General features: G+C 63.8%; 19 protein-coding genes. 7 read left to right on the plus strand and 12 right to left on the minus strand.

What is annotated here, in order from left to right:
- Positions 1-131 precede the first annotated feature (131 nt).
- Complete coding sequence (hexR, locus tag NMB38_RS17085; protein WP_173645906.1) at positions 132-995, plus strand: DNA-binding transcriptional regulator HexR; 864 nt, start codon at positions 132-134, stop codon at positions 993-995.
- Here hexR and NMB38_RS17090 read toward each other — a convergent pair.
- From NMB38_RS17090 to edd, 11 genes are all read right to left on the minus strand, one after another.
- Positions 988-1,842 (minus strand): D-hexose-6-phosphate mutarotase, encoded by an 855-nt coding sequence (locus tag NMB38_RS17090; RefSeq protein ID WP_023533397.1) that lies wholly within the window; start codon positions 1,840-1,842, stop codon positions 988-990. The two genes, hexR and NMB38_RS17090, sit on opposite strands and share 8 nt — an antisense overlap.
- A 116-nt stretch (positions 1,843-1,958) precedes the next feature.
- Positions 1,959-3,251 carry a carbohydrate porin gene (locus NMB38_RS17095; RefSeq protein ID WP_225806717.1) on the minus strand — a complete coding sequence of 431 codons (1,293 nt, stop codon included), beginning with the start codon at positions 3,249-3,251 and terminating at the stop codon, positions 1,959-1,961.
- A gap of 100 nt (positions 3,252-3,351) precedes the next feature.
- A complete protein-coding gene (locus NMB38_RS17100) occupies positions 3,352-4,506 on the minus strand; it encodes an ABC transporter ATP-binding protein (protein ID WP_494354845.1) in 1,155 nt (384 codons plus the stop codon).
- A gap of 3 nt (positions 4,507-4,509) precedes the next feature.
- On the minus strand, positions 4,510-5,355 hold the full coding sequence (locus NMB38_RS17105) for a carbohydrate ABC transporter permease (RefSeq protein WP_023533435.1): 846 nt from the start codon (positions 5,353-5,355) through the stop codon (positions 4,510-4,512).
- Entirely contained in the window at positions 5,348-6,256 is a 909-nt protein-coding gene (locus tag NMB38_RS17110) for a carbohydrate ABC transporter permease (protein ID WP_023533407.1), read from the minus strand. The genes NMB38_RS17105 and NMB38_RS17110 overlap by 8 nt, the downstream gene beginning before the upstream one ends.
- A gap of 230 nt (positions 6,257-6,486) precedes the next feature.
- A complete protein-coding gene (locus NMB38_RS17115) occupies positions 6,487-7,773 on the minus strand; it encodes an ABC transporter substrate-binding protein (RefSeq protein ID WP_027913787.1) in 1,287 nt (428 codons plus the stop codon).
- 103 nt (positions 7,774-7,876) lie between these two features.
- Positions 7,877-9,127 carry a D-mannose isomerase gene (locus NMB38_RS17120; RefSeq protein ID WP_027913786.1) on the minus strand — a complete coding sequence of 417 codons (1,251 nt, stop codon included), beginning with the start codon at positions 9,125-9,127 and terminating at the stop codon, positions 7,877-7,879.
- Positions 9,128-9,268: 141 nt separating this feature from the next.
- Positions 9,269-10,723, minus strand: coding sequence for an ATP-binding protein (locus NMB38_RS17125; RefSeq protein WP_027913785.1), 1,455 nt, complete (start codon positions 10,721-10,723; stop codon positions 9,269-9,271).
- A complete protein-coding gene (gene gltR, locus NMB38_RS17130; protein WP_027913784.1) occupies positions 10,704-11,429 on the minus strand; it encodes a two-component system response regulator GltR in 726 nt (241 codons plus the stop codon). Before gltR ends, NMB38_RS17125 begins: the two co-directional genes overlap by 20 nt.
- Positions 11,430-11,501: 72 nt before the next feature.
- Positions 11,502-12,464: a glucokinase gene (locus NMB38_RS17135; RefSeq protein WP_027913783.1), complete on the minus strand. Its 963-nt coding sequence runs from the start codon at positions 12,462-12,464 to the stop codon at positions 11,502-11,504.
- Positions 12,461-14,287 carry a phosphogluconate dehydratase gene (gene edd / locus NMB38_RS17140; protein WP_027913782.1) on the minus strand — a complete coding sequence of 609 codons (1,827 nt, stop codon included), beginning with the start codon at positions 14,285-14,287 and terminating at the stop codon, positions 12,461-12,463. The genes NMB38_RS17135 and edd overlap by 4 nt, the downstream gene beginning before the upstream one ends.
- Before the next feature lie 262 nt (positions 14,288-14,549).
- Here edd and gap point away from each other — a divergent pair, with 262 nt between their 5' ends.
- From gap to NMB38_RS17170, 6 genes are all read left to right on the plus strand, one after another.
- Positions 14,550-15,551 (plus strand): type I glyceraldehyde-3-phosphate dehydrogenase, encoded by a 1,002-nt coding sequence (gap, locus tag NMB38_RS17145; protein WP_027913781.1) that lies wholly within the window; start codon positions 14,550-14,552, stop codon positions 15,549-15,551.
- Between the two features lie 185 nt (positions 15,552-15,736).
- Entirely contained in the window at positions 15,737-16,252 is a 516-nt protein-coding gene (locus tag NMB38_RS17150) for an RNA polymerase sigma factor (RefSeq protein WP_132578330.1), read from the plus strand.
- A 79-nt stretch (positions 16,253-16,331) separates the two neighbouring features.
- On the plus strand, positions 16,332-17,300 hold the full coding sequence (locus NMB38_RS17155) for a FecR family protein (RefSeq protein WP_027913779.1): 969 nt from the start codon (positions 16,332-16,334) through the stop codon (positions 17,298-17,300).
- Between the two features lie 182 nt (positions 17,301-17,482).
- Positions 17,483-20,071, plus strand: a complete 2,589-nt coding sequence (locus NMB38_RS17160) for a TonB-dependent receptor (RefSeq protein ID WP_132578327.1) — start codon at positions 17,483-17,485, stop codon at positions 20,069-20,071.
- 146 nt (positions 20,072-20,217) lie between these two features.
- Positions 20,218-20,811: a biliverdin-producing heme oxygenase gene (locus tag NMB38_RS17165; protein WP_027913777.1), complete on the plus strand. Its 594-nt coding sequence runs from the start codon at positions 20,218-20,220 to the stop codon at positions 20,809-20,811.
- Positions 20,812-20,862: 51 nt separating this feature from the next.
- The gene (locus tag NMB38_RS17170; RefSeq protein WP_049695494.1) at positions 20,863-21,276 is read left to right on the plus strand and encodes a YbaN family protein; all 414 of its coding nucleotides are present in this window, start codon (positions 20,863-20,865) and stop codon (positions 21,274-21,276) included.
- On the opposite strand, the gene arcD is transcribed toward NMB38_RS17170, so the two are convergent.
- Positions 21,256-22,683, minus strand: coding sequence for an arginine-ornithine antiporter (arcD, locus tag NMB38_RS17175; protein ID WP_027913775.1), 1,428 nt, complete (start codon positions 22,681-22,683; stop codon positions 21,256-21,258). The two genes, NMB38_RS17170 and arcD, sit on opposite strands and share 21 nt — an antisense overlap.
- Between the last annotated feature and the right edge of the window lie 47 nt (positions 22,684-22,730).

Consider the following 22,730-nt stretch of genomic DNA (forward strand, 5'->3'; position numbering starts at 1 on the left):
AACATTATTCGGATGTATGACAGACGAGTGGTGCGCAATCGGCGCCGCCAGTACGATAGACGACCCTGCAAACAGGCCTGCTGCTCCCTCAGCTGGCTGTCTTCCCGACCCAAGGACACCCCATGGACCGCGTGAGAAACCTCCTGGAACAGATCCAGGGACGCCTCGACGAGCTGAACAAGGCCGAACGCAAAGTCGCCGAAGTCATCCTGCTCAACCCGCAACAAGCCACACGCTTCAGCATCGCGGCGCTGGCCCAGGCGGCCAAGGTCAGCGAACCGACCGTCAACCGCTTCTGCCGCTCATTCGGTGTCAGCGGTTACCCGGAGCTGAAACTGCAACTGGCGCAAAGCCTGGCCAGCGGCGCTGCCTACGTCAGCCGTGCGGTGGAGGCCGATGACGATCCGGCGGCCTATACCCAGAAAATCTTCGCCAGCGCCATCGCTTCGCTCGACAGTGCCTGCCAGCAGCTGGATCCCCAGCAGGTCAGCCGCGCAGTCGACATGATGATCCAGGCTCGGCAGATTCACTTCTTCGGCCTGGGCGCCTCCGCGCCGGTGGCGCTGGATGCCCAGCACAAGTTCTTCCGCTTCAACCTGGCAGTGTCGGCGCATGCCGACGTACTGATGCAACGCATGCTGGCCTCGGTGACCCATACTGGCGACCTGTTCGTGATCATTTCCTACACTGGGCGTACTCGCGAGCTGGTGGAAGTAGCCCGTCTAGCCAGGGAAAACGGCGCCTCGGTGCTGGGCCTGACAGCGGCCGGGTCGCCGCTGGCCAACGCCTGCAGCCTTAGCCTTCACATCCCCCTGCCCGAAGACACCGACATCTATATGCCGATGACCTCGCGCATCATCCAGTTGACCGTACTCGATGTGCTGGCCACCGGCATGACCTTGCGCCGGGGCGTGGATTTCCAGCCACACCTGCGCAAAATCAAGGAAAGCCTCAACGCCAGTCGCTACCCCATCGAGGACGACGAACTCAGCTGAGCCGGTGCGCCTGCAGACTCAAGTGCGCGCGCTGCCCCGGTGCCAGGCTCAGGCCGTCGTCGCTGCCGCTGGCAGCCTCCACACACACGAAACGCTGGCACTCGCGCCCGGTAACCCCCAATAGCGGCCGGCTGCCGGGGTGCCATACGACCGTGTCGTCGCTGTCGCCGGTGTCGATGCACAGCTGGCGCTGCCAGGCCGGGTCATGCAGTTGCACGCGCGGAATGCCCGGATAGACCCGCTGGCAGCCGCCCTTGGGCTTGAGCGCCCCGTCCTGGCGGCATGCCTGACGGTTGAGGTGGTCGTACCCCTCGATGTCCTCGAGCCCGGACAGCGCTACCTCCGACACGTCACTGATACGCCAGTAGGCCAGCAAGGCATGACTCAACTGGCACGGCTCGCTGTCCTGATGCTCGGTGCTCAGGCTCAACTCCATGCGGCTGCCCAGCCGCGCCTCCAGGTCGACCTGCCAGTCGCACAGTTCCAGGCGCCACTTGAGGACCACGCCCTGCTCATCCTCATGACTGTCCATCAGCTTCCAGTCCAGCAGGCGGGCCCAACCGTGGGCAGGCCACAGGTCTTCACTGGGATGGCGCCCGTACCAGGGCCAGCAGACCGGCACCCCGCCGCGAATGGCGCCCACCTGTGGCCACTGTTCTGCGCACCACAGCCAGGGCCGTTCACCTGTGGGCTGGAAATGCAGCAACTGTGCCCCCTGGCGACTGAAAGCCGCCTGGCACAGGGGGTGATCGATGATCAGTACATCGCGCTGCTGGTAGCGCTCCCATTCGAACGTCGGCCGGGGCCGCCGTGCGGCGAAGAAGCGATGGAGCGGATGCTCAGGCATGGTGCAGGGCTCTTGTTGTTTGAGGTAGCGCTGTCTTGGCCTGTCCACGGCAACCACTGCAGGTCAGTGGTTGCCGGGCGCCAAACGGGATTGGCGTAAATTTACAACAAATGCGCTTAGAAAGACGACTGAATCTTCAGGCCTGCCACCAGCGCATTGTCCACTTCATCCACGCCGCCGGGGCTCTTGATGTACTGAAGGTTCGGCCGCACGGTCAGCCAGTTGGTGACGTGGAAGCCGTAGTACAGCTCGGCGTTGTACTCGGTACGTTGCAGCGGGACGAAGCCTGGGTTGTCGTAGTCGTTGATGCCGCTCATGTCGTTGAGCTGGCGCGCACGCTTGCGCACATCGTCATTGACGTGGATGCGGGCGATACCGAAACCGATATCATCCTTGGGCCGGGCGTCGAAGGCGCCTTTGTAGACCATGCCCACCTGCTGGTAGTTGTCGACCACGTTGGTGGCCTTGTCGTGCACCGTGAAGTTGGCGAACAGGCTCAGCCCGCGGTTGACGTCGCCCGCCTGGGCCGTCACCTGCTGTTGCGCCACCACCCACCAGCCGTGCTTGCTAGAGTGCGACTTGAAGCCCGAACCACTGAGCCCTTGGGCGTTGCCGTTGACGTCCTTGTACACATCTTCGGCATCGGCGGTGCTGTAGTAATAGCCCAGGCGGTATTCGCCGGGCAGGCCGTTGAGCTTCGGCGTCCAGACCATTTCCACCGGCAGGATCGCGCCCTTGGTGCCGCTGCCGCTCAGCTTGAAGCCATTGCCGGTTTCCAGGTTGGACGGGTTCTGCTCGTAGGCACCGACTTGTACATAGAACTCGGGGGTGACGTTGTACTTGACGCGCGTCGCCCATTGGCTGACGGGCCAGTTGTACCAGATACCGCCCACCCAGTTACCCACTTGCGAGCCGCAGAACGCCAGGTTCTGGAAGTCGCAAGGGAAACTGTTGAAGTCCTCGCCCGGCCCGAAGCGGCCGAATTTCACATCCAGCGCGCCGTCGAAGTACTTCTGTTTGAACCACATCTGGGTCAAGCGCCAGGTCTGGCCGCGTCCCCACACTTCCTGCACCGAGCTGAACTGCCCGGCGCGTGGGTCGCTGATGCGGTCGTTGGACAGGTTGCGACCGCTTCGCTCGGTGATGGCCAGTTTGAATTCGGCATCGTGCCAGCCGAAGATCTTCTGCAGGTCCAAGTGCGCACCCAAGGCGAACTGGTCGCTGTAGCGGGCGGTCTTGTCGTTGTTGTAGCCACCGTGGAGGTTGCTGGCCACTTCGCCAACGTAATCGACGGTGAAGTCGTAGCCTTTTTCCAGCAGCTCGGTGCGGGTGCCGCCCCAATCACCGGTCATCCATTTCGACTCGCTGGAGAAAGCTTCGGCAGCCTGCAGGCCAGTACTGACGGCCATCGCCAGCGGCGCAAGCAACGCCAGTGAGCCCCAGGTGGTAATACGATTGCGCTGTTCCATTGCGTTGCGTCCTCTTTTTCTTATTGATGGTGTAGACGATTCAACGGCCACCGAGGGCAGCCATGTTGTCCTTGACGGTATTGGCGATACGGTTTGCCTGCAGGCGCTCGCCGCTCTGGGCGTCGAACAGCAGCACCCGCGCCGGGTCGAACTGCAGGGCCAGGGTGTCGCCTACCTGGCAGGCGACGTCGGGGGCCAGTCGGCAGCACACCTTGGTCTGGTTGAGTGTCACGAACACCAGCATGTCCGGGCCGGTGGGCTCGGTGACCTGTACCTGGGCGCGAATGCTTGGCCCGCCGTTGCCACCCTCGGCGCCCAGGGCAATCTGCTCGGGACGAATGCCCAGGACGATTTCGCGCCCTTCCAGGCCCAGGTCGGCGCCGGGCAGGGGCAGCTCGCAGCGTGCCTGGCCACTGTTGAGTACCGCATGCAGCTGACCGCCTTGTGCAACCAGCCGCGCCGGCACGAAGTTCATGGGCGGCGAGCCAATGAAGCTTGCGACGAACTGGTTGGCCGGGTCGTTGTAGATCTGCTGAGGCGTACCGAACTGCTGGATGATGCCGTCCTTCATGACAGCTACCTTGTCACCCAGGGTCATAGCCTCGATCTGATCATGGGTGACGTAGACGGTGGTGGTTTTCAGGCGCTGGTGCATCAGTTTCATTTCAGTGCGCATCTCGACCCGTAACTTGGCATCGAGGTTGGACAACGGTTCATCGAACAGGTAGATCTTCGGCCGGCGCGCCAGCGCCCTGCCCATGGCCACGCGCTGCTGCTGACCGCCAGACAGTTGCGCCGGCTTGCGCGCCAGCAGGTGCTCGATCTGCAGCAGCTTGGCCACCCGCGCCACCTCCTCGTCGATGGCGGCTTGGGGCATCTTGCGGATCTTCAGGCCAAATTCGATGTTCTCGCGCACGGTCATGGTCGGGTACAGCGCATAGGACTGGAACACCATGGCGATGTCACGGTCCTTGGGGCTCATGCCGCTGACGTCCTGCTGGTCGATCAGGATGGCGCCACCGGTGATCTGCTCAAGCCCGGCGATGCAGTTCATCAAGGTCGACTTGCCGCAGCCCGAAGGGCCGACCAGGATCAGGAACTCACCGTCCTTGATCGACAGCTGGATGTCCTTGAGGGTATCCGGCAGCCCGGCACCGTAGGTTTTGTTCACGTTGCGAAGTTCGAGCGTTGCCATGACTTACCCCTTAACCGCGCCGGCCGTGAGCCCGCGCACGAAATATTTGCCTGCCACCACGTACACCAGCAGGGTCGGCAGGCCGGCGATCATCGCGGCGGCCATGTCGACGTTGTACTCCTTGGCCCCGGTGCTGGTATTGACCAGGTTGTTCAAGGCCACCGTGATGGGTTGCGAGTCGCCACTGGAGAACACCACGCCGAACAGGAAGTCGTTCCAGATCTGGGTGAACTGCCAGATCAGGCAGACCATGATGATCGGCGTTGACATGGGCAGGATGATGCGCCTGAAGATGGTGAAGAACCCTGCCCCGTCCAGCCGTGCGGCCTTGACCAGGGCATCGGGAATGCTGACGTAGAAGTTGCGAAAGAACAGTGTGGTGAAGGCCAGGCCATAGACCACATGTACCAGCACCAGGCCGGTGGTGGTACTGGCCAACCCGAGCTTGCCCAGGGTGAACGAGGCCGGCAGCAGCACCGTCTGGAACGGCAGGAAGCAGCCGAACAACAGCAGGCCGAAGAACAGCTGCGAGCCACGGAAGCGCCACATCGACAGCACATAGCCATTGAGCGCACCAATGGTGGTGGAAATCAGCACCGCGGGCACGGTGATCAAAATCGAGTTCCAGAAATAGCCGCTGACCGTGCCCCAGGCCTTGACCCAGCCAATGGCCGTGATCGCTGTCGGCCAGCTGAGCAGGTTGCCGGTACTGATGTCCTCGGGGGTTTTGAAACTGGTCAGCAGCATCACCACCAGTGGCACCAGGTACAGCACCACGGCGATCAGCAGCACGGCATGGATGGCGAGCCGGCTGGGGCTGAGCGCGGGTTTGTCGACAGGGCTATGCATGGCGTTTGCTCCGCAACTCTGAATACAGGTAAGGCACCAGGATGGCCAGGATCGCCCCCAGCATGAGGATGGCACTGGCCGAGCCCATGCCCATCTGCCCGCGGCTGAAGGTGAAGGCATACATGAACATCGCCGGCAGGTCAGACGAATAGCCGGGCCCGCCTGCCGTCATCGCAGCAACCAGGTCGAAGCTCTTGATGGCGATGTGCGAGAGGATCATCACCGAGCTGAAGAACACCGGGCGCAAGCTGGGCAGCACCACGCGCCAATAGATGCGCGGCAGGCTGGCACCGTCGATCTGGGCGGCGCGGATGATCGAGGGATCGACGCCCCGCAGGCCGGCGAGGAACATCGCCATGATGAAACCCGAGGCCTGCCACACGGCCGCGATCACCAGGCAGTACACCACCCGGTCCGGGTCCAGCAGCCAGTCCAGGCGAAAGCCCTCCCAGCCCCAGTCGCGCAGCAGCTTGTCCAGCCCCATGCCAGGGTTGAGCAACCACTTCCAGGCCGTGCCGGTAACGATCATCGACAGGGCCATGGGATACAGGTAAATGGTGCGGATGAACCCCTCGCGGCGAATGCGCTGGTCCAGCAGCACCGCCAGGAGCACGCCAATCGCCAGGCTGATGGTAATGAACAGCCCGCCGAACACCAGCAGGTTCTTGCTCGCCACCCACCAGCGGTCGTTGTCGAACAAACGCACGTACTGCGCCAGCCCTGCCCACTTGTAGGTAGGCAGGAACGTGGACGTGGTGAAGGACAGCACAAAGGTCCAGAGGATGTAGCCGTAGAAGCCCACCAGCACGATGAACATGCTCGGCGCCAGCACCAGCTTGGGCAGCCAGCGCTGTAGCGCATCCATGGGAGAAGCCCGCAGGCGGGCGGTGGTAGTGGTCATGGTTCACCTCGAAGGCGCTGCTGCGCAGGGCGCGCGGCAGCGACTGTCTTGCTCAGGTTTGAAGGTCGCCTTGGGCGCTACGTAGCACCGGGGTGCGAGGCCGGTGGCCGCGCGAGACTGACGCAGCCACAGGTCGATGGGCCACGCAGCCTGCTTGTCACGCCGGGCCACGATGGCGCAGCGGCCCGTCAGGCATCCCCGACACCGGGCCGCATTGGCCAGCCCGTGGGCTACTTGGCCGCTCGGATGGCGGCTGCCAGCTTCTTGGCCGCGTCTGCCGGGTCGGCCTTGGGGTCGTTGATGTAGTTGGTCACCACATCGAAGAAGGCGCCCTGCACGGCCAGCGTCGTGGCCATGTTGTGCGCCATGCTCGGCTGCAGGCCGCCGGTCTTGGCGTCGGCGAGGAAGTCCTTGGCCGAGGTCTGGGCGCACGCATCGAACCCATACTTGCCCATGTCGGCAAGCATGTCGTTGCGCACCGGGATCGAGCCTTTGTTGGTGCTGAACACCTTCTGGAACTCCTCACCCAGCACCTTGCGGGCGATGTCCTGCTGGCCGGCAGCTGTGCCCTCATCGTTCTGCTTGAACACCACCAGCGAATCGATGTTGTACAGGAAGGCCTTCTCGGTGCCGGGGAACGGCACGCACTGGTAGTCCTTGCCGGCGGTTTTCTTGGCCAAGGTCCACTCGCTCTTGGCCCAGTCGCCCATGATCTGCATACCAGCCTTGCCGTTGATGACCTTGGCAGCTTCCAGGTTCCAGTCCTGGCCTTTGCCATCGGGGTCCATGTACGTGGCGACCCGCTTGAGCTCGGTCAGGGCCTTGATCATGTCGGGCCCGGTCAGGGCATCGTTGTCCAGGTCGACCATGGCTTTCTTGTAGCCGTCGACACCCATCACCGACAGCACGACGCTTTCGAAGACGGTGCTGTCCTGCCACGGCTGGCCACCGTGGGCGAGCGGGATGATGCCTGCCGCCTTGAGCTTGTCGGCAGCGGCATAGAACTCATCGAGGGTGGCGGGCGCCTTGTCGATCCCGGCCTTCTTGAAGGCTTCAGGGTTGATCCACAGCCAGTTGGTGCGGTGGATGTTGACCGGAACGGCTACATAGTCGCCGTCGTATTTCACGGTGTCGGCGACTTTCTTGTCCAGCAGTGCATCCCACTTTTCCTGCTTGGCCACATCCTTGAGCACGTCGCTGTCGAGCAGGCCGGTTGCAGCCCAATCCTGGATGTCGGGGCCCTTGATCTGCGCGACGCCTGGCGGATTGCCAGCCACCGCTCGGCTTTTGAGCACGGTCATGGCAGTAGCGCCGCCGCCGCCGGCCACGGCGCCGTCCTTCCAGGTGAAACCGTCTTTCTCGACCTGGGCCTTGAGCACATCGACGGCCGCTTTTTCACCACCCGATGTCCACCAGTGCACCACTTCGACGGTGCCCTTGGCATCGGCAGCGTGCGCAGTCAGGGGGAACAGGGATGCCAGGGAGATCGCGGCAGCGAGACGAAGGTAGGAAGTCATTTCTACACCTTATTGTTGTTATGCCGTGCAAGTCGTGCGCTTGCGTTGCATGGAGTCTAAACAGCGTGCGCGCACCGCCAGGTAACGAAGCGATGCGCGAATGTCATCGTTTGGTTACATTCAGGGCCAACCCGCTCGCCAGGCTTCGTGCCAGCGGCAGGCCGGGTAGCAATAGGGCCTGGTAGGCATGGTACAGGTCGGGCTTACCGGGCCATATCGTGCCGGCAGGACGGTTGTCGGCATCGAGTTCGTGGTGCCAACTGCCGCCTTCAAGATCGATGAAATGCTCGGTGATGAAGTCCCAGCAGCGCCGATACCACTGCTCGAAGCGCGCCTGCCCCGTGCGCTGCAACAGGGCTGCTGCGCATGCGCAGGCTTCGGCGTGAACCCAATGCAGCCGGGCGCGTACCCGTGGCTGATCATCCCAGCCGAGGGTGTAGACGAAGCCAGGCTGGCCATCGACGCTCCACGCCTGTGCGCAGGCGGCGTCGAACAGGGCGCGGGCACTGTCGACCAGCCATGGCGGGGGCTGGTGCCCGCAGCGGGCCAGGCTGGCCTCCAGATGAAGCAGAAGCCGCGCCCACTCGAAGGCATGCCCAGGCGTCGTGCCGTAGGGTCGGAAGTGGTCGGCCGGGTGTGCTTGGTTGTAGTCCTTGAGCGGCCGCCAGAAGACGTCGAAGTGTTCTACCACTCGGTAGCCGTTGGCAGCCGCGTGGGCATGGATGATGCGCTCGGCAATGCGCAAGGCGCGGTGCAACCACACTGGGTTGCCGGTGACATCGGCCAGGGCCAGGAACGCCTCGGTCGCGTGCATGTTGCTGTTGGCGCCGCGGTAGGGCTCGGGCATCTGCCAGGCGCGGGCGTAGGCTTCGCGAAGCGCACCTTCCTCCTCGCTCCAGAAATGCCGCTCGATGATGTCGATGGCGTCGCTCAGCAAGGCCTCAGCATCATCGACGCCCGCCACCACGGCGGAGCTGGCGGCCAGGGCGACGAACGCATGCAGGTACGCATCCTTGCCACTGTCCTGACGGCCGCCCGCCTGGGCAAACCAGCCGCCGTAGCGCGCATCCTTCAGGGGGCCGCGCAGGGCACTCACACCGTGGGCAGCCAGCCCTAGGTGGCCCGGCAGGCCTTGAAGGTGAGCCAGGGCGAAACAGTGGGTCATGCGGGCAGTGGTCAGGGTCTGGGCGCTTGCATCAAGGGCAAGCCTGCCTGCCGCATCCAGGTCACCAAACCCTTCTGCGAGCCGTGCAGCCCTGGCGAAGGCCAGCAACCGCTGCCCCTCGGCCAGCCGCCATGCGGTGTGCCCCGGAGCTTGGAGCCAGGACACCTGTGAAGAAAGATCATTGTTCATCGCCAGCGAGGTCCTTGCCAGTCGTGTGCCGATTCTAGCCAGCCAGGCCACGTGGGGTGTCACGAACGCGGGCATGATTGTCACGTGCCCGTGACATTTGGCCCTCTGCGCGCAGGTGCACGTTCAACGCGTACAGGTGGGTCAGTCCACGCCCCGTGGCAGGTACAAGGTCACCCGCAAGCCGCCTTCGCGCAGATTGAGCAGGCTGACCTCGCCACCGTGGCTGTGGGCGATGTTGCGGGCAATGCCCAACCCCAGCCCATAGCCTTGCTGATGACCGGCCAGCCGCACATGGGGTTCGAACACCTGCTCCATCTGCTGTTGCGGCACCCCAGGCCCCTGATCATCGACCTGCAGGACGAAGCCTGCCGCACCGTCGATGATACGCAGCCGCGCCCGCTCGCCGTACTTGATGGCGTTGTCGATCAGGTTGCCGATGCAGCGCCGCAATGCCAGTGGCTTGCCCGGATACGGCGCCAGGGCATGCCCTTCGAGTATGATCCTACCGTCTCGCAGGTACGGCTCGGCCAGCAGTTCGAGGATATGATTGAGGTCCACCGGCTCGATGTTCTCGTGAATGTCGGTGTCCTTCACGCATTGCAGCGCGCCCTTTACCAGCAATTCCAGTTCGTCCAGGTCCTGGCTGAACTTGGCTTGCAGGTGCTCGTCTTCAAGCAGTTCGACACGCAGGCGAAGCCGGGTGATGGGCGTACGCAGGTCGTGGGAGATGGCGCTGAACAATTGGCTACGCTCGGTGAGGTAACGGCTGATCCGCTCGCGCATGCTGTTGAAGGCCCGGCCCACCTCTACCACCTCGCTGCCGCCGCCTTCGGCCACAGGCGCAACATCGGCGCCCAGTGACAGCTCCCGCGCTGCACGGGCCAGGCGCTTGAGCGGCCAGCTCTGCCATTGCACCAGCAGCCCGATGAACAGCAACAACAATGCCGTAGTCAGGACGATGAAGCCGATCTGCTGGCGCGGCAGACGCTCGGCTTCCAGGCTGGTATAGGGCTCGGGCAACAACGAGGCGATGTACAGCCATTCGCCTTCGGCCAGACGAATCTGGGTGACCAGTACCGGCGGATTGAGCGGTTCGAGGGTGAGCGAATAATGGGCCCATGACCTTGGCAGCTCGTCGAGCTTGAGCCCGCTGTTGAAGATGCGCAGTTCGTCGGGGTCGACGAATTCGACGGAAATGTCCATCTGCGGCCCTAGACGCTCATGCAGCACTTGCTGGAACACCTCCATCACTGCCTGCTTGCGCGGCGTGACAGGCAGCATCTGCATGTCCAGCGGCTTGGCGTTCAGCGAAACGAAAAACCGCGTGCCTCCCATGCTGCGCAACTGGTCGAGCACCATTGGCCGGTAAGCAACGGGCAGCGAGCGAAAGTAACTGACGCTGGCGCTCATCGAGTGGGCCAGGCTGCTGGCACTGGCACGCAGCCCTTGCAACTGGCTGGCGCGCAGCTGGGCCACCCAGATGATGCTCGACAGCCCTTGGGCCAGCAGAACCACCAGCAAGGTCAGCAGCAGCATGCGCCCCAGCAGCGAACGTGGCAGCAGGCGCCACCGCCGCTCAGGGTGCAGTGCAGACATGGGTCGCCAGCAGGTAGCCGCTGCCACGCACGGTGCGGATCAGCCGGGGTGGCTTCTCGGTGTCGCGCAAGCGCTGGCGCAGACGGCTGACGGCCATGTCCACGATGCGGTCCAGTGGCATCGGCTCTCGCCCTCGCGTGGCGTTGCCGATGGTATCGCGGTCGAGGATCTGCTGGGGGTGGTCCAGAAACAGCTTGAGCAGCGCAAAGTCCGCGCCCGAGAGAATCACCTCCTCTCCGTCGCGGTGGAACAGGCGATGGCTGACCGTGTCGAGCCGCCAATCGTCGAATGCCAGCACCGCCCCACCCGGCGCTGCTTGCCCGAACTCGGCGCGGCGCAGCAAGGCTTTGATGCGGGCCTGCAGTTCACGCGGGCTGAACGGCTTGCCCAGGTAATCATCGGCGCCAAGCTCGAGCCCGATGACCCGATCGGTCTCGTCCGAGCTTGCCGTCAACATGATGATGGGCACCCGCGCATGACGCGGGTGCTGGCGTACCCATCGGCACAGGCTGAAACCGTCCTCGTCCGGCAGCATGACGTCCAGGATAACCAGGTCACAAGCGGTGGTGTCCAGGGCATGACGAAACCCGGCGCCATCGGCCTGGGCATTGACCTGAAAGCCCGAGCGGCTGAGGTAGGTTTGCAACAGTTCGCGAATTTCCTGATCGTCGTCGACCATCAGGATGGATTTGCCGGCAGTGCTCAAGGGGGATGTCCTTTTGTGGTGGCGGGTCTTGTTGCCCGCTGACCTGTGTCGCCTTGCAGGGAGCCCAGGCGCCTAGCCCTGATCCAGCGCTTGCTGCAAGGCCACGCCAGCGCCCAGCAGCCCGGAAAACTCGGCAGTCACCAGCCATACGGGCACGCCTTGGAAGTAACCGCTCATGCAGCCTTTGTCGCCGAAACTGTCGGCGAAACCGCTGCGCAGGAACAGCTCGGCAAAGCGTGGGATCACGCCGCCGACGATATATACCCCACCACGCGCGCCCAGGGTAAGCACGTTGTTGCCCGCCACGCGTCCCAGGAACCGGCAGAATTGCTCGATCACCGCCCGCGCCCGCGGCTCGCCACCCAGGGCCGCATCGGTGATCTGCGCCGGCGAAGTGTGTCGCGGATTTTCACCATCCAGGGCGCAGATGGCCTGGTACAGGCGCACCAGCCCGCCGCCGCTGAGCACCGTCTCGGCACTGACATGGCCGATCTGGCCATGGATGTACTGATGGATCGCCGCCTCTCGGGCATTGCCCACCGGCAGGTCGACGTGCCCGCCTTCGCCTGGCAAGGCATGCCAGTGCTTGCCCCCCAGGCGCAACAGCGAGCCGACACCCAGGCCTGTACCGGGTCCGATGACCAGCGCCGGGCGCAGCGGATCGGCCTGACCTGGGCAGACTTCTCGACACTCACCCTCGCGCAGGCGGGTCATGCCAAGGGCCATGGCGGTGAAATCGTTGATCAGCAACAGGTGCCCGATCTGTAAGCGTTGGCAAAAGGCGGTCCGGCTCAGGCGCCAATGGTTGTTGGTGAAGCGAAACTCATCGCCATCGACCGGGCCGGCCACCGCCAGGCAAGCAGCGGCTACGCCACCCCGCGGTATGGCCAGGGCTTCAAAATACGCTTCGATGGCCTGTTCCGGGCTTGTGTAGTCCTCGGTGGCGAATACCTTCACCTCGTGCAGCTGGTTGTCACGCCATAACGCAAAACGGGCATTGGTGCCGCCGATGTCGCCAACCAGCAGGTCATTCATTTCAGGTTCTCCAGGGCAGAGGTAAAGGCGCTGGCGCCCTGCTCTGCCGGGCTGAACGCCATGCGCATGAAGCCGAACAGCTCGCGCCCGCAGCCCAGGTCATTGCCCTGGGGCGCGGTCGCCAGGTCACGCAGGGCCAGCTCGTCGGCCGATACCATTACCCGCAATGTACCTTCAGCGCCATCGACCCGCACGATATCACCATCGCGCAGCCGTGCCAGCGGGCCGCCGTCATAAGCTTCGGGGCACACGTGAATGGCGGCGGGGATCTTGCCCGATGCACCGGACATGCGCCCATCGGTCACCAGGGCTACCTTGTACCCGCGATCCTGCAGCACGCCAAGGAACGGGGTGAGTTTGTGCAGCTCCGGCATGCCGTTGCAGCGCGGGCCCTGGAAGCGCACCACTGCGACGAAGTCCCGCTCCAGCTCGCCTGCCTTGAAGGCGTCGGCCAATGACTGCTGATCGTGAAAGATGCGCGCCGGCGCCTCGACCACGCGGTGCTCTGGAGCCACGGCGGAGACTTTCATCACGCCACGCCCCAGGTTGCCTTCCATCACCCGCAACCCGCCTTCGGCGGAGAACGGCCGCGCCACGGGCCGCAGGATGCTTTCGTCCAGGCTCTGCTGTGGCCCTTCGCGCCAGACCAGCTTGCCGTCCTCCAGGAACGGCTCCTGGGTGTAGCGACGCAGGCCAGGGCCGGCGACGGTGTTGACGTCCTCGTGCAGCAAACCGGCATCGAGCAGCTCGCGGATCAGGAACGCCATGCCGCCGGCGGCCTGGAAGTGGTTGATGTCGGCCTTGCCGTTGGGGTAGACGTGGGACAGGGTCGGTACCACTTCGGACAGGTCGGCCATGTCCTGCCAGGTCAGCTGGATACCGGCGGCCTGGGCTATGGCCGGAATGTGCAGGGTATGGTTGGTGGAACCGCCTGTGGCATGCAGGGCCACGATCGAGTTGACCAGCGCCTTCTCGTCGACGATTTCGCCCAGGGGCATGAAGGTGCCGCTGGCCTTGGTCATGCGCGTGACCTGTTGCGCCGCCTCGGCGGTCAGCGCGTCGCGCAGCGGCGTGTAGGGGTTGACGAAAGAAGCACCCGGTAGGTGCAGCCCCATCACTTCCATCACCAGCTGGTTGGTGTTGGCCGTGCCGTAGAAGGTGCAGGTGCCAGGGCCGTGGTAGGACTGCATTTCCGATTCCAGCAGTTCCTCTCGGCTGGCCTTGCCTTCGGCATAACGCTGGCGCACATCGGCTTTCTGCTTGTTGGAAATACCCGAGACCATCGGCCCGCCCGGTACGAACACCGTGGGCAAGTGACCAAAGCGCAAGGCCCCCATCATCAGGCCCGGCACGATCTTGTCGCAGATGCCCAGCATCAGGGCCGCGTCGAACATGTTGTGGGACAACGCCACGGCAGTGGACATGGCGATCACTTCACGGCTGGCGATGGCCAGTTCCATGCCCGGCTCGCCCTGGGTGACGCCATCGCACATGGCCGGCACACCGCCGGCGAACTGGCCTACCGAGCCGACTTCGCGCAGGGCCTGCTTGATCTGTTCGGGAAAATGCAGGTAGGGCTGGTGGGCCGACAACATGTCGTTGTAGGCCGAGACGATGGCCACGTTGGCGGCATTCATCAGGCGCAGGGTCTGTTTGTCCTCGCTGCCGCAACCGGCCACGCCATGGGCGAAGTTGGCGCATTGCAGGCTGGCACGCATCGGGCCCTCGCTGGCGGCCCCGCGGATCAGCTGCAGGTAGCGTTCGCGGGTGGCGCGGCTACGCTCGACCAGCCGTTGGGTGACCTCAAGGATGCGCGGGTGCATGTACTGGACTCCAGGCTAATTGTAAGGGCGGTTTACCAAGTGATCGTGCCCGGCCGATTGCCGCCTAGGCTCAAAGGACAGGCGCGCACTGCTTCGGTAGGCTCACGATCGAACCGCTCGTTGTAGGTTTAAACAAAATACTGCCACTAAAAAGGCTTGTTTTCTATCTGCAACTGAATAATCTTGTAATTCCAACAACAAAACCGTTTCAGTGAAGCACCTTTGTGCCACAGGTTTGACTCGGACTGCCAGAGGTATCGCCATGACCCTTCGCATCGCCATCAACGGATTCGGCCGCATCGGGCGCAATGTCCTGCGCGCACTCTATACCCAGGGCTACCGCCAGGACATGCAGGTCGTCGCCATCAACGACCTGGGCGACAGCACCATGAACGCCCACTTGCTCAAGTACGACAGCGTGCACGGCACCTTCGAGGCCAGCGTCGAAGCCGACCACGAAAGCCTGACCGTCAACGGCGACCGCATCGCGGTGAGCGCCATTCGCAACCCGGCCGAACTGCCCTGGAAAGCCCTGGCGATCGATGTGGTCTTCGAATGCACAGGGCTGTTCACCGAGCGCGACAAGGCCGCTGCGCACATCGCTGCCGGCGCGGGCAAGGTGATCGTCTCGGCGCCGGCCAAGGGCGCTGATGCCACCGTGGTGTATGGCGTCAACCACGACGTGCTGCGCGCCTCGCATCAGGTCATTTCCAACGCCTCCTGCACCACCAACTGCCTGGCGCCCATCGCCCAGGTGCTGCACCGCGAGTTCGGTATCGAGCAAGGCCTGATGACCACCATCCATGCCTACACCAACGACCAGGTGCTGACCGACGTGTACCACAGCGACCCCTACCGCGCCCGTTCGGCCACCCAGTCGATGATCCCCAGCAAGACTGGCGCCGCCGAGGCCGTGGGCCTGGTACTGCCGGAGCTGGCCGGCAAGCTGACCGGCATGGCCGTGCGGGTACCGGTGATCAACGTGTCGCTGGTGGACCTCACCGTCAACCTCAAGCGCGAAGCCACGGCCGAACAGGTCAACCAGCTGTTCCTCGAGGCCAGCAAGCATTCGCGAGTATTGGGCTATAACGCCCTGCCCTTGGTCTCGTGCGACTTCAACCACAACCCGCTGTCGTCGATCTTCGATGCCAACCACACACGGGCCAATGGGCGCATGCTCAAGGTGCTGGCCTGGTACGACAACGAGTGGGGCTTCTCCAACCGCATGCTGGACAACTGTCTGGCGCTCTGCCGCGCTCAGTAACGGCTGTGCCAGCACGCCCTGACAACTGGTAACAGGTGCTGGGGCATCGAGCTCGTATCGCCGTAGCCGCTCTGCGGCACCGGCGATACTCGCGGCGCCGTTACGATTTGCCTACATTTCGCAGCTTGACCTCAAGCACGGATGATAAGCATTATCATTGGCCGCTTGTCAGGTCAGGTCGCTCCGTGAGTCAGTCCCGGTTCAATTCCGTATTCCTCAGCCAGAGGCCCATCTTGCTCCGCACGCTCCAGCGCATGGTAGGCAACCGTTGCACGGCCGAAGACCTGCTTCAGGAAACCTACTTGCGCGTCTCACGCGCACTGGGCGAGCGTTCGGTCCAGCACATCGAACCCTTCGTCTTTCAGACCGCCCGCAACCTTGCGCTCGACCACTTGCGTGCCCGCCGGGTACAGGCCCGAACCCTTGTCGACGACGTGGCTGACGAGGTAGTGAACAATGTCGCCGTGCCCGCCAGCAGCAACGAGGATGCTGCACATGCCCAGCACCTGCTGCGCCACCTGAGCGAAAGCCTGAAGCAACTGACGCCACGCCAGCAAAGGATCTTCACGCTAAGCCGGCTGCACGGCGCCACCTCTCTCGAAATCGCCCAGCAGCTGGGGGTTTCTGTGAGCACGGTGCAAAAGGAGCTGAAGTTGATCATGGGTATCTGCCTGGGTGTCGCCCAGCGCCTGGACGCCTGACGGGCCGCCGCGATGAGGCCCGCTTGCCACATCGCGCCAGCGCCCTGATCATCTGCGCACGCCCGCTCAAGGACTCACCGTGACCGACAGCCCCGAACATCGCCCGTCACCCACCAGGCCCAATGCGCGTCGTCGTGCCACGGACGAGGCTTTGGCGTGGCTGGTCCGTCTTGAAACCGCCGAGCCCGCCGACCACCTCGCATTCGAAACCTGGCTGCAAGCCGCTCCCGAAAATGCCGAAGCGTTCGTGCAAGCCGAGGCATTGTGGAACGGCGCAGCGCTCAAGCAGGCCGCTGCACAGCTGCAGGGCTACCCATCGCGCCCTCGCGCAGGTCGCCTGCGTCGCCAGTGGAAACCGCTGGCCACCGCTGCCGCGCTGCTGGTAGGCCTGTTCACGTTCGGCAACGTGCCAGTGCGCCTGCAGGCTGATCACCTGACGGTCGCGGGGGAACGCCACCGGGTGAACCTTCAGGACGATGCCCGGGTGCTGCTCAATACCCAGTCAGCGTTTGCCAGCGAGCGCAATGACGGGCGGCAGGTCGCCCGCCTGCTGCAAGGCGAGGCATACTTCCAGGTGCCCAAGGGCGCGCCGGCACCGCTCGAAGTGCAAGCCGGCCCTCTGCGCGCCCAGGCACGCGACACCGATTTTGCCGTGCGCCTGCTCGATGGCCAGGCTTGGGTCAAGGTGCAACGCGGCGACGTCGACGTCGACGTGCAAGGGGGCCGCGTCCAACGCATCCGTTTGCAGGCCGGTCAGAGCATTCGCGTCGGGCCCGACGGGCTCGGTGCACGCAGGCAACTGGACATGCGCAAGGACCTGGCCTGGGTCGATGGGCGCCTGGTCTTCGAAAATTGCCCCTTGAGCCAGGTGCTGGCCGAGCTGCGCCGCTATTACCCCGGCTGGATCATCAATCGCAATGAACGGCTGGAGAACATCGCCGTCACCGGCAACTACCGCCTTGACCAGCCGCTTGAGGCGCTACGTGCATTGGCCCATATCACCTCGGCACAACTGCATGAGTATCCAGCGCTGGTCATCCTGAACTGATGCGCCTGCCTTAACCGCTACCAGCCCACCCGCGGCAGCGCCGTACGCCCTGCTGGGCGCCTGGGATTTATTTTTACGCGATACCCCCTCCCTGTCCGTCTCGTCATAGCCAATGCAATTGATTCTTGTTCAATCAAGAACGCACACCCTATGAACAGTTCGCGCGTCAGGGAGCGCTTTCGATGCCCACCAGTCCTACCCGTTCGACCCTACGGCCACGCCTCAAGGGGCAACTGTCCCTGTTTTCACTCGCCTTGCTCGCCACAGGCGCCTGTTCACTCCCCACGCTGGCGGTCGAGCCGGCGTCGGTGAGCACCTCGCGCATGGGCGACTACCACTTCGGCATCGCCCAACAGCCGCTGGTATCGGCCATCAATGCCTTCAGCCAGGTCACGGGCTGGCAGGTGGGCTTCGACGCTCGCCTGGCCGAAGGGGTCGCCTCCCCCGGCATACAGGGTTCACTGCCCCCCGAGCAGGCACTCAAACGCCTGCTACACGGCACTGGCCTGGTCCCGCGGACCATCAGCCGCGGCAACGTGGTGCTCGAGCGCCAGTCAGGTCGCGGGGCCATAGCCTTGCAGCAGGTGACCGTCAGCGCCACCCGCAGTGCCCAAGACGTGAGCCAGGTCCCCAGCACGGTCAGCGTGCAGACCCGAGAGCAGCTGGACCGGCAGAACGTCAACACCCTCCAGGACCTGGTGCGCTACGAGCCGGGCGTCTCGGTGGCGGGGACCGGGCAGCGCAGTGGCCTGAACGGCTACAACATTCGCGGTATCGATGGCGAGCGGATACTCACCCAGATCGACGGCGTGGCGATACCGGACAGCTTCTTCTACGGGCCCTACGCCCAGACCCAGCGCAATTATGTCGACCCGGAAATCATCAAGCGGGTGGAAATCCTGCGCGGCCCAGCCTCAGTGCTCTACGGCAGCAATGCCATCGGCGGTGCAGTGAGCTACTTCACCCTGGATCCTGAAGACATCATCAAACCTGGCCGAGACGCTGGCGCGCGACTCAAAACCGGCTACAGCTCAGCCGATGACAGTTGGCTGACGTCCGCCACCGTGGCTGGCCGTGAGGGCAGCCTGGACGGTCTGCTGCACCTGAGCCAGCGCAACGGTCACGAAACCGAGAGCCATGCCGATCACGGCGGCGTGGGCCTTGCACGCACCCGCGCCAACCCAGTGGATGCGCGTACCACCAACGTGCTGGCCAAGCTGGGCTGGGACTACGCCGACGACGCCCGCCTGGGCGTGACCTACGAACGCTTCAAGGACGACCGCGACCAGAACCTGCTCAGCGCCGTAGGCGGGCCATTCATCCCGGGCGTTGGTGCCATGAATTCGTACCGCATGCGCCAGGGCAACGACACGATTACCCGCGAGCGCTTCGGCCTGAACCAACGTTTCGGCCTGGACAGCCTGTTCGCAGACGATGTCAGGTGGAGCCTGAACTACCAGATCGCCAAGACGGACCAGCGCACCGACGAGCTGTACGTCGCTTCGGGACGTCAGGTACTGCGCGACCGCCAGACCACCTACAAGGACCGCCAGTGGATCTTCGATGCCCAGCTTGAAAAGGCATTCAGCCTTGGCCAGACCGACCACGCCCTGACCTATGGCACTACCCTCAAGCACCAGGACGTCACCGGGGCGCGCAGCGGTACTGGCACGTGCGTGAATGTGGGCGGCACCTGCCGGGGTATCGGCCAGGACAGCCCGCGCGACGGCCAGGCGCTGGTCAGCGACTTCCCGGACCCAACCATCGATACCTACAGCCTGTTCGTTCAGGACGAGATTCGCTGGGGCAGCTGGACGTTCCTGCCAGGTGCGCGCTACGACTACACACGCATGGCGCCTCACTTCACCGATGCTTTCCTGCGCGGCCTTGATGCCAGCGGCACGGCCCCGGCTTTCCAGGATGACTCAGACAAGAAGTGGCACCGCGTGTCACCCAAGCTGGGGATGACCTATGCCTTCAACGACCACTACACAGGCTACGCGCAATACGCCCAGGGCTTCCGTACGCCCACGGCCAAGTCCATGTACGGCAAGTTCGTGAACCTGGAACAAAGCTACCGCGTGGAGGGTAACCCTGGCCTGCGGCCTGAGCGCAGCAAGGGCCTGGAAACCGGGCTGCGCGGTCGCTTCGATACGGGCAGCTTCGATATGGCGGTCTACTACAACAAGTACCGTGACTTCATTGACGAAGACGCCGTGCAAGGCGCCAACCTCGAGCAGACCTTCCAGGCCAACAACATCAAGCGCGCGACCATCAAAGGCGCCGAGGTCAAAGGCCAGCTCGAACTCGACCAATTCGGCGCGCCACAGGGGCTGTATGCACAAGGCTCCCTGGCATACACCTACGGCCGCAACGACGACAGCGGCCAGCCGCTCAACACCGTCAACCCACTCAAGGGCGTCATGGGCCTGGGCTACACGCAGGGCGACATGGGTGGGCTGCTGAGCTGGACGCTGGTCAAGCGCAAGACGCGGGTCGACGACAGCACCTTCTATTCCCCCGATGGCTCGGCGTCGAAGTTCCGCACGCCCGGCTATGGCGTGCTGGACCTGACCGGCTTCTACAACGTTACCGATGACATCACCGTGAACGCCGGCCTGTACAACCTCACCGACAAGAAGTACTGGCAGTGGGACTCGGTGCGCAGCTATGACGGCCAGGGGGAGGCCGCGGTGACCCAGCCGGCCAACATCGACCGCCTGAGCATGCCGGGCCGTAATTTCGCCATCAATGTGGTGTGGGACATCTGAGGCGCTGGCGCAGCTGGAACCGGGCGGGGTCGCTGTGTTCCCGCCTTGGTTCCTGGCACCCACCCCTGTTCCTGCGGGGTTTTTTACGCCCCCGCCCCTGTTGATTCGTCTTGTATTGAAACGCTTCGCTTTCCAAGGACTGCATCATGAGCAACCGCGCTTCTTCGCGTACCCAACGCCTGAACCTGGTGACCCAGGCGCCCCATGCCGCACTCGACGCCCTGGTCAAATCCCATGCGCCATTCGATAGCCGCGAAAGTTTTGCCCGCTTCGTGGTGGCCCAGTACCTGTTCCAGGCCGAACTGCAGCCGCTCTACAACGACCCGCGATTGATCGCCCTCATACCCGACCTTGCCGAGCGCTGCCGAGCCCATCAGGCCCGCCAGGACCTGGCGGACCTGGACATGCAGGCGCCTGCCGAGCTGCCGGGGGCCGTGCAGCGCCCCAGCATTGCAGAGGCATTAGGCTGGATCTTCGTGTCCGAAGGCTCCAAACTGGGCGCCGCGTTTCTAATCAAGCGGGCGGCGGCGCTGGGCTTGTCGGAGACCTTCGGCGCCCGCCACCTGGGCGAGCCAGCCGGTGGCCGCGCCGAAGGCTGGAAGCAGTTCACGCGAACACTCGATGGCCTGATGCTGTCAGCTGGAGAAGAAGTGGCTGCAGAACACGGCGCCGTCGCAGCGTTCGAGCGCTTTACCGTCTTGCTCAAACAGGCCTATGCCGTGGATGCCGAGCAGGTTTGAAACACTTTCAAAGGCCCCCTGACCGGGGCCGTTCGTTCTAGCAGTGAGCCCATGACCCAACCTGCCCGCTCCAAAGTTGCCCGACTGCTGTATGCGATCCTGGCTTACGCAAGCCTGGGGGTGGGCCTGGTCGCCATTGTCATTCCGGGCTTGCCGACCACCGAATTCATTCTGTTGTCGGCATGGGCGGCCACGCGAAGCTCGCCTCGCCTGTCCGCCTGGCTGGAAAATCACCGGTTGTTCGGCCCTATTCTGTACAACTGGCGCAACGGCAAGGTGATCCAGCGGCGGGCCAAGGTCAGTGCGACGGTCAGCATGTTGCTCTGCGCGGTTTTGATGCTGGTGTTTCTTGAGCATCACTGGCCGGTGTTCCTGGCCATCGCCGGCATGAGCCTGGGCAACCTGTGGATCTGGTCCCGCCCGGAACGGCCGTTCACAGCCGGCTCACAAGCTCAGCAACCCTGACCAGAGTGCATAGCCTGCCAGCGCCGCCCCCGACAGCACGGCGGCGAAGATCAGTTTCTCCATCAGCGTGAAAAGCGTGAGACCTTGTTCATGCTTGGCCCGCGCAAACAGGATCACCCCCGGTGCGTACAAGAGCGCCGAGAGCAGCAGGTACTTCAGGCCACCGGCATACAGCAGCCAAACGGCGTACACCACCGCGAGCGCGGCCACCAGCAGGTCCTTGCGCCGCCGGGCCGGTTGGCCTGCGTAAGTCTCCCCACGCACGGCCAGCGACATGGCGTAGGCGGCAGACCACAGGTACGGCGCCAGAATCATGGATGAGGCCAGGTAGATCAGGCTGGTATAGGTACCGGCAGATACCAGCGTGATCAGTAGAAAACCCTGGATCATGCAGTTGGTCAGCCACAGTGCATTGGCAGGTACCTGGTTGGCGTTCTCCCTGGCAAGGAAACGGGGCATGGTCTGGTCGCGCGCCGTGGCATAGAGGATCTCGGCACACAGCAGCGCCCACGACAGCAACGCCCCAAGCAACGAGACAGCCAGCCCCAGGCTGATCAGTAACGCGCCCCAGGGGCCAACGATGTGCGACAGAACCGCCGCCAGCGAGGGGTTCTGCAAGCCAGCCAGCTCCGGTTGCGTCATGACCCCAAGGGAGAGGACGTTGACCAGCACCAGCAGGGCCAGCACACCCACAAAGCCAATGACCGTCGCCCTGCCCACGTCGGCCCGGCGCCGTGCCCTGCCCGAATACACGCTGGCGCCTTCGATACCGATGAAGACGAACACCGTCACCAGCATCATGTTGCGCACTTGCTCGAGCACACTGCCGATCGCCGGAGCGCCCTGCCCCCAAATGTCCTGGGTGAAGATATCCAGGCGAAAGGCGCAAGCCGCGATGACGACGAACAGTACCAAGGGCACCACCTTGGCCACCGTGGTGACCAGGTTGATGAACGCTGCCTCGCGAATCCCGCGCAACACCAGAAAATGCACGGCCCATAGCAACATCGAGGCACACCCGATGGCCACTGGGGTATTGCCTTCACCGAACACCGGGAAATAGAACCCCAGGGTGCTGAACAACAGTACGAAGTAGCCAACGTTGCCCAGCCAAGCACTGATCCAGTAGCCCCAGGCCGAAGAAAAGCCCATGTAATCGCCGAACCCAGCCTTGGCATAGGCATAGACCCCCGAATCCAGTTCGGGCTTGCGGTTGGCCAGCGTCTGGAAAACGAACGCCAGGGCCAGCATGCCCACGGCAGTGATCCCCCAGCCAATCAGCACCGCCCCGGCCTGGGCACGGGCCGCCATGTTCTGGGGCAAGGAAAAGATGCCGCCACCGATCATTGAGCCCACGACGAGCGCCACCAATGCCCCCAGCCGGAGTTTCTGTCCTTGTTCGCCCATAGGTCTCCAAATATTTCCTGACAGTCATGCAGTTGTAACAACACACT

It is taken from the genome of Pseudomonas sp. FBCC-B35, from assembly GCF_059133755.1.

Bases quoted from the DNA above. Each gene is read 5' to 3' on its own strand.
- gap (WP_027913781.1), top strand. From the start codon at position 14,550: ATGACCCTTCGCATCGCCATCAACGGATTCGGCCGCATCGGGCGCAAT.
- NMB38_RS17125 (WP_027913785.1), bottom strand. From the start codon at position 10,723: ATGTCTGCACTGCACCCTGAGCGGCGGTGGCGCCTGCTGCCACGTTCG.
- NMB38_RS17110 (WP_023533407.1), bottom strand. From the start codon at position 6,256: ATGACCACTACCACCGCCCGCCTGCGGGCTTCTCCCATGGATGCGCTA.
- arcD (WP_027913775.1), bottom strand. From the start codon at position 22,683: ATGGGCGAACAAGGACAGAAACTCCGGCTGGGGGCATTGGTGGCGCTC.
- NMB38_RS17100 (WP_494354845.1), bottom strand. From the start codon at position 4,506: ATGGCAACGCTCGAACTTCGCAACGTGAACAAAACCTACGGTGCCGGG.
- NMB38_RS17165 (WP_027913777.1), top strand. From the start codon at position 20,218: ATGAGCAACCGCGCTTCTTCGCGTACCCAACGCCTGAACCTGGTGACC.
- NMB38_RS17105 (WP_023533435.1), bottom strand. From the start codon at position 5,355: ATGCATAGCCCTGTCGACAAACCCGCGCTCAGCCCCAGCCGGCTCGCC.
- NMB38_RS17135 (WP_027913783.1), bottom strand. From the start codon at position 12,464: ATGAATGACCTGCTGGTTGGCGACATCGGCGGCACCAATGCCCGTTTT.
- NMB38_RS17095 (WP_225806717.1), bottom strand. From the start codon at position 3,251: ATGGCCGTCAGTACTGGCCTGCAGGCTGCCGAAGCTTTCTCCAGCGAG.
- NMB38_RS17090 (WP_023533397.1), bottom strand. From the start codon at position 1,842: ATGCCTGAGCATCCGCTCCATCGCTTCTTCGCCGCACGGCGGCCCCGG.
- NMB38_RS17115 (WP_027913787.1), bottom strand. From the start codon at position 7,773: ATGACTTCCTACCTTCGTCTCGCTGCCGCGATCTCCCTGGCATCCCTG.
- edd (WP_027913782.1), bottom strand. From the start codon at position 14,287: ATGCACCCGCGCATCCTTGAGGTCACCCAACGGCTGGTCGAGCGTAGC.
- NMB38_RS17160 (WP_132578327.1), top strand. From the start codon at position 17,483: ATGCCCACCAGTCCTACCCGTTCGACCCTACGGCCACGCCTCAAGGGG.
- NMB38_RS17170 (WP_049695494.1), top strand. From the start codon at position 20,863: ATGACCCAACCTGCCCGCTCCAAAGTTGCCCGACTGCTGTATGCGATC.
- NMB38_RS17120 (WP_027913786.1), bottom strand. From the start codon at position 9,127: ATGAACAATGATCTTTCTTCACAGGTGTCCTGGCTCCAAGCTCCGGGG.